This window comes from Bifidobacterium sp. LH_491 (genome assembly GCF_056356495.1).
The window spans coordinates 1,752,165-1,759,213 of sequence record NZ_JBKEUI010000001.1 but is presented as its reverse complement, the minus strand read 5'-3'; the positions used below and the strand labels follow the sequence as shown (position 1 = coordinate 1,759,213).

Annotated in this window: 5 protein-coding genes; all 5 read right to left on the bottom strand. The window is 50.3% G+C overall.

Annotated features, from left to right (window positions below; translation table 11 throughout):
- Positions 1-430: 430 nt before the first annotated feature.
- The gene (locus AC1AWK_RS06780) at positions 431-1,054 is read right to left on the bottom strand and encodes an RloB family protein (RefSeq protein WP_476569222.1); all 624 of its coding nucleotides are present in this window, start codon (positions 1,052-1,054) and stop codon (positions 431-433) included.
- A complete protein-coding gene (locus AC1AWK_RS06775) occupies positions 1,041-2,432 on the bottom strand; it encodes an AAA family ATPase (RefSeq protein WP_476569220.1) in 1,392 nt (463 codons plus the stop codon). The genes AC1AWK_RS06780 and AC1AWK_RS06775 overlap by 14 nt, the downstream gene beginning before the upstream one ends.
- Positions 2,433-3,699: 1,267 nt before the next feature.
- Complete coding sequence (locus AC1AWK_RS06770) at positions 3,700-5,133, bottom strand: glycoside-pentoside-hexuronide (GPH):cation symporter (protein WP_476569218.1); 1,434 nt, start codon at positions 5,131-5,133, stop codon at positions 3,700-3,702.
- Between the two features lie 34 nt (positions 5,134-5,167).
- On the bottom strand, positions 5,168-5,842 hold the full coding sequence (locus AC1AWK_RS06765; protein WP_476569216.1) for an SGNH/GDSL hydrolase family protein: 675 nt from the start codon (positions 5,840-5,842) through the stop codon (positions 5,168-5,170).
- Between the two features lie 112 nt (positions 5,843-5,954).
- Positions 5,955-6,737, bottom strand: coding sequence for a helix-turn-helix domain-containing protein (locus AC1AWK_RS06760; protein ID WP_476569214.1), 783 nt, complete (start codon positions 6,735-6,737; stop codon positions 5,955-5,957).
- Between the last annotated feature and the right edge of the window lie 312 nt (positions 6,738-7,049).

Below are 7,049 nucleotides of genomic sequence, written 5' to 3'. Positions count from 1 at the left end.
ACCCCCCCCCCGCGGAACCATGCCAACCCCGGGAACCGCGCCAACCCCAAGAACCGAGAGAACCCCGATCTGCCCCCTCCGGAACCGTCCCGTCCCGGACCATCCGACGCAAAAGTGTGTGTTTCCACCATCGGCAAGACCAAAAACCCACGCCTTCCCGGCCCTGCGACCGAAAGTGCGTGTTTCCACCACCCGTAGAGCCCGTTTCAATCCTCCAAGAGTGTTCAAAACACGCACCACCCATCCCAGAGTGGCGGAAACACACACCAAACAGACCCCAAGAATGGTGTAAACACACACCTTCCGGGAGGCTGGAGCTAGTCGAGGTTAGAAGAGTGCTGTATATGCACACAAAACCACCCCTATCGATGGGGTGAAAGCACAGTTTCCAAACAGGCCGCCGCACCGGACATCAGCCACCTGCAGATCACTAAACAATCTGCTTCACCAACCGCGGCAAAGCACTACTATTCACAGGACAATCACTCATATCGTGCGGCACATCCGAGCAAATCACATTGGCATTACGCGCGTTTTCCAACGCACGACGAACATGCTCACGACTCACTCGAGACCGAATATGCTTAGATTTATCACTGTAGCCAGCAATATACTTTGCCAAATCCCGGGTGGGATGATTGCTTGCCATGCCTTTTTGAAAGTGCAGTAGCAACCAGTTTTCAAACTGCCTATTGGTAATCCCCAAGTGACGATATTCCCCTTGCCTCACCCACGTAAACAACGGCCCCAGATCACGGTTCGATGCAGCCCCCTCAACATCGGCGATAATCCAATATTCGGTAGGCGCTTCCTTAGAGGCAACAGAATGTTTACGCATCTGCCTCTGCATTTCCCTCACCAATTCCATCATATTGCCGCCATGATGGCTGCCCGGCGTGCAATACACCAGTCGAAAACCCGGATTCGTGCCAAACAAATCAAAGTACTCACGCTCAGTGGTTTCGCCTTCACCGACCACGATATACAATTTGCGCTGAGGCAATAACGGCCTTTTCGCACGCCCCAACCCCGACGCACGCCTACTTTTCGCCATGTATCGCCTCCGCGAATTCACCCTCGTTGATCGTAGGCCTGCCGCCAAACCGACCATCCAAATAACTGCGACGCAAATCCAAATCATTGCGGATACCTTCATAATCGCCAATCGAGCACAGGGAGGAAACACCTTCTTCAGTGCGTTCGGCGACCAATATTTCGTCTTTTCGGAAAACCTCCTGATCCATCAGCATCAAATCATGCGTATTTAATAGTGTTTGAGTGCGCGATTCCTCGCCACACTTCGCAAGGAACCCCATGAGCAACTCTCGCGTCATTTCGGTATGGAACTCTCGCTCCATTTCATCAAGCACCCACGTGCACGGCACCCCAGTCCACAAATCAAGAAAAATAGGCAAAATTTCAATAAGCCGACGCGTCCCCGATGATTCACGCTCGAAACCGAACGGGCGACCATCACGATACGTTTGCACACGACGAATGGTGACAAGGTTGTTTTCTTTCGTGAGAACAAAAATCTGATTGGCAACGTCTAAACCGGTATTCACCAACAATTGGGCCATAGAATTATCGGCGACGGCCTCCATCATCTGCAGCATATGATTCCGTAAGCCGAGATCTAACTGCCCCTCTGGCATCAGCTGCAACTCGATGCGTTCCACTCCCGTTCCCAGCGCATGCAAAATAGTGCCAAGCTGTTCGCAGTATGCTTGGTCACTCATCAAAGCGGCTACACGAGGCGACTGAATACCATTGTCAGCCGTGCGCAGTCCCTTCCGGAACCAGTCATAAATATGCCGAAACGTCGACACCTGCTGGTCCACCGTATTCGTCAAAAACAGGCGCCTCGGCCCAGCGCCACGCGCTACAATACGAAGTGTCTGCGCCTCCTCCTCGCCCAACTTGCGTGCAAATTCCGGAGAAAAGGTAACCTGTCCTTGATCGTCGCGCTCATACAGAAGATGCACGTTGCGCTGGGAGTCATACCACGACAACGCTTCTTCGACGACGCTATTCCGATCCAATGCAAAATCAAGCTGATAGATAATTTCCGGCTGTGAGGAGCGTGTTGGCTGAAACGCTCCGGAAGTCTTTTGGGAGACCAGCATTTGTATACTGAAACGAGATGGTTTCTCGCTGGCATCTCCCCAAGCAAAAGGCTCGACCGAGATTGCGGTGTCATCATCTTGCCCGAACGCCACGAACCGCTGCACAAAACGCAGCGCATCAAAAAGATTAGATTTTCCAGCCGCATTGCCACCGTATATCGCAGCAATGGGAAGGATTTTCAATCCATGGTAATACGGGCAGACCGCAAGAGTATTCGCATGCCGCCGACTACGATCAGCCAGCAAACTTAGCGTCGCCTCTTCGCGATACGACTTCCAGTTCTCCATAGTAAACGAAACCAGCATGGTCAAACATCCTTTATACCGAAACGTGATTTCTTCGCAATATAATATCATAGAAAGGTTGAACTTTTGAACAGCGAAAAGCTCCACCTCCACTTTCCCCAATCTCTTCCGGCAAGCATTCGGCAAAGCTGCGCAATATGCCGCCCTCTCACCACCCCGGCTAGTACACTTTCTACATCCACTCCACGCAACACACTTACAGCTCCGAACGAGACTCCACTAGACGAAAATGTGCCTATACCCCACCGATAGGGCCAAAATCCTGTGCATTTTCCAACCCTAAACACCAAAATGTGTCTTTACCCCACTCGTAGAGGCGGTTTCAGGCCACTACCCGTGTCGCAACAGCACAATTCCCACCCCCGAGTGCGGCAAATGCACACAAAACAGGGCGCACCAGTGAGGTAGAAGCACAGTTTTCAAACCGGACGGACCACCCCCACACAAAGGTGCGTGTTTCCAACATCCAAACCGGCCGCTACGGGCCTCCAAGAGTGTGGAAAACACACACTATCCATTCCAGAGTGTCGAAAACACACACAAAACAACGCCCACCAATGGTGAAAAAACACACATTTTCCAAGCAGGGGCATCCGCAGCGGCTCTACCAGTGTCGAAAACACACACCTTTCGAACCAGCCGCACAACCATCGCACACAAAAATGTGCGTCTACCACACTCCTGCGGCCCCGGCCAAAACGCCCCGGACGAACCCCAGCCCCAAGCCGCACTGGCCCCGCGCCCGCCACCGCGCAAAGTTGTTCATACCCACCACCCTTACAGTCCGAACAAGACACCGCCATACGAAAATGTGCCTTTACCCCACCCGCAGCACCGGTTTCGGGCCACTACGAATGTCGTAACAGCACAATTCCCACCCCAGAATGCGGCAAAAGCACACAAAACAGGACCTACCAATGAGGTAAAAGCACAATTCCCACCCCAGAATGCGGCAAAAGCACACAAAACAGGACCTACCAATGAGGTAAAAGCACAATTCCCACCCCAGAATGCGGCAAAAGCACACTTTGCAAACAAGACTCCCGCCATCACCAGAAACACCAAATGCAAACTCGCAAACCGTTGCTCCTTCCTCGCACTAAAGAATGACCAAAACGACACAAAACAGCGGGCGACTCCGAAGAGATCGCCCGCATTCAAAGGTTGCGCCACCTCGATGTACCATATCTGCACAGGCTTGCTTGTATTAAGCTCACGCACTCAGGCAAAATCTGAAAACCAATCGACGCGACAAATAACCTATACCTTAATTCTCCAATTTTGATTCAAGACGACGAACAATCTCATCGTGTGTACGTTCGTCAATCTTCACCGTGAACAAAAACACTACAAGGCTCAAAGCAATGCAAGCCAACGGAGCGTAGAATGCACAAAGCTGGAACATATGCAAGCCGGAGGCCGTGATATCTTCCGCCGTGACATTACCAACCATCCCCGCCGCAACAGCAATAAATCCAACGATTCCATTGCTTAACGCACCCGCTATTTTGTCAAGCATCGGACGGACCGACAACGTCACAGCCTCGTTGCGCCTTCCGGTCTTCAACTGACCATACTCAACTGAATCTGTCATGGTTAGTATCGCCGTCATCGAAATGAAAGTCGAAGGAGCGTAGAACAGCACCAGACCTACGATAACCATCGCAAGGCTACTAGACCCCGTAATGAAGAGCACATAGGCGATAATCATAGAAATCATTCCGCCAACAAAAAGCGCACGCCTTGGCACATAACGGTTGAGCACCGGATAAAGAGGCGTCATAATCAATCCAGCAATCACCGGAATAACACCCACTATGGAGAACGCCGCCGGCTCGTCAAGTACGAACTTGAACAAATAGAACAACACACCAGCAGTAGCCGTATTAGCAATCGCATACATCACATACGATAACGCCATCCACAGTAGCTGATCATTTTTAGCCAACGCGGCAAATGCCTGTAACGGGCTGCCGTTCTTCTCCGCCTTCACGCGGAGAGCGCTTTCCCTCTCATGGGTTCCAAACGCACCCGCCAAAGCAGAAATAATTGCCAACAAAGCAACAATGATTACCAAGGCAGTCCAGCCGCTCTGCTGATTTTGCGACGCAGACCCCGTGGCTAGCATGCCGAAATATCCCACTACAGGAACGACAATAATTGTCAGACCATTGCTGCCCAACGACGCTCCAAAGGATCCCATCGACGTGTAAAGAGCCCGCTCATGCGAATCTTCAGACAACGCCGGTATGATCCCCCAGAAAGAGATGTCACGCAGTGAGTAGAAAACATCCAGCACAACAAACACAATAACGAACAGAATCATGAACCATGTTTGATTCACATTAACGAGACCGAACAGACCCGTATATACCACCACAAGCAACACAGCGCTCACAATACCGCCAATAGCCTGCCACGGCCGGAAACGCCCGATACGCGTATTCGTGTTATCAATCAAATTCCCCAATAAAGGATCAATAAAAATTTCAACGATACGTATCACCACGATCAGTGTGGTAATTATCCCTATCAGTCTCGATGCCAGCCCCTTGTCCACATTTGCGAACAGCGCCGACGTTACGTACACAACAAAATATGTGCTCAGCGCATTGTAGAAAGCGGCTTGTCCGAAACCGCTAAACGTATAAGCAAACCGTTGAACCCAACGACGCTTCATCGTACCCGTATTTTCACCCATATTACAAGTTCCTCTCATCGTTGAGACATATGTTTCAGCACGCACCTAGCAGATGAGCGATCCTGGGCGCCAGCAATCCCGCCATAACTTCGTACCCACGTTGATTGGGGTGAATGGAATTCCCATATAGACCTCGATGCTGGTTAACAGCGCTTGCGTAATCTATGTAATGCCATGCATTTCGGCGGCACATTATGCGATAGGCTTGGTTCAGTAGGTTGATTCCATGATTGATTTCTTGGATTTCCTCCAGCGTGAAGCGCTCTCGAAATATGGGCTCTTCTTCCGCAAATTCCAGCACGGACAGTACAGCTACTTCGGGAGCATTCTTTGCACGGCCAAGCACGTCTTCCATGAAGGACTCAAAACGGGTCACAACCTCGGCTACCGAGGAGACATCTCTGGCATGTTCCAAATCAACATCGTTTGTCCCAAGCCCAACAACTATAACGTCCGCTTCGGGAAGTATTTTACATGCCTCTTCCCATTCTGGATATGTCCTATAGTCAACTGTGCTCGCACCGTTATGCCCATATCCCAAAACCTTCACCGACAACAAATTCGATACTATGTTGGGCCACGGCCTCGAAGCACGGTACCCCAAGCCAGTATCTCCATACGTAATGCTGTCCCCCAAGCACACCACGCATGCCGGCGAAGATGGCATACCGATTGCTGGAACAAAGGGAAATTCTTGTTTTTGCATCATTGCAAGACCTCCATGATAGCTAAATCGCTTATGTCTGTCATGCAACATGCTAACGGCCTAACACCATGAAAAAAGTGTTCCCACAAAGACAATACTCTTCATTTCTTGTTTATTATTTTCCGCAGCCTTTACGGAATGCCGTCGGAGAACAACCGACCATGGCCCTGAACATCACCCCAAAACTATTCGCCTGTCCAAAACCACATTCCCTTCCAATCCCAGCAATGGAGAGATCTGTTGCACGAAGCAAATACTTTGCGTACCGGAGTCTGGCTTCCGCAACGAACTTATGCGGGCTGCTTCCCGTACGAGCTTTGAAGCATTTACAAAAGTAACTTTTATCCATCATTGCGATCTTCGAAAGCGTTTCCAACGATAAATCATCATCAAGGTGCGCACTGATATAAGCCAAAACATTATCCATATCAGCATACTTCGCCACTCGTTCAGCTATTTCATGGCCATTCGACAGGGCCGTCACCAACCCATCAATATGATGCCCCAGAACGGACTCGGGAACATGCGACGCCCCCTTCAGCAGAGATAACATAATACGAAGCTCCCGCAACCCCTCACCTTCATCATTGTCTTCAAGAATATGGCCACCCAACCGATTGACCATATACTCGTACGTCGCACGAGCCGTCGGACCGTCATAATGCAACCAAATATCCTTGCATTTTACGTTTGTCGAGAAAACATGCGGCTGATAACAGTCGACAATGAGGAATTGCCCCGCGGAAGCCACCGCATCTACATCACCAAAGCGTATCCGGAAAGCCCCTTCACTAATATACGCAATTAAAAAATTGTCCATAGGCGCTCTTGATAGGTGATAGCCAGCACGGAATTCCCCGACGCCCACTCTCAGGGGATAATAAAATGTTCTCACCATCTCCTTAGTTGGCGAATACACGTATATCTGATTGCGATGCATGACGTGAGCGCTCTTCACGCTTCCACTAGAAATACTGCGCACGCCGCCACCTCCCCAAGGTACTCGTCAATACACTCTAAGCTCATTAACCGCACATTAATCCGAACAACACTCCGCCAGAACGGATGTATCAGAAACAAGTACGACTCGACGGCAACAAAACCTATGAAAATCGTGCGGTTATCTTACTCGCGTGATCGCTAATCACGAAAACCAAAAACATCGTTACACTATCCACAGAACCGATTTCGTTTCTGGTCTATTACAAAA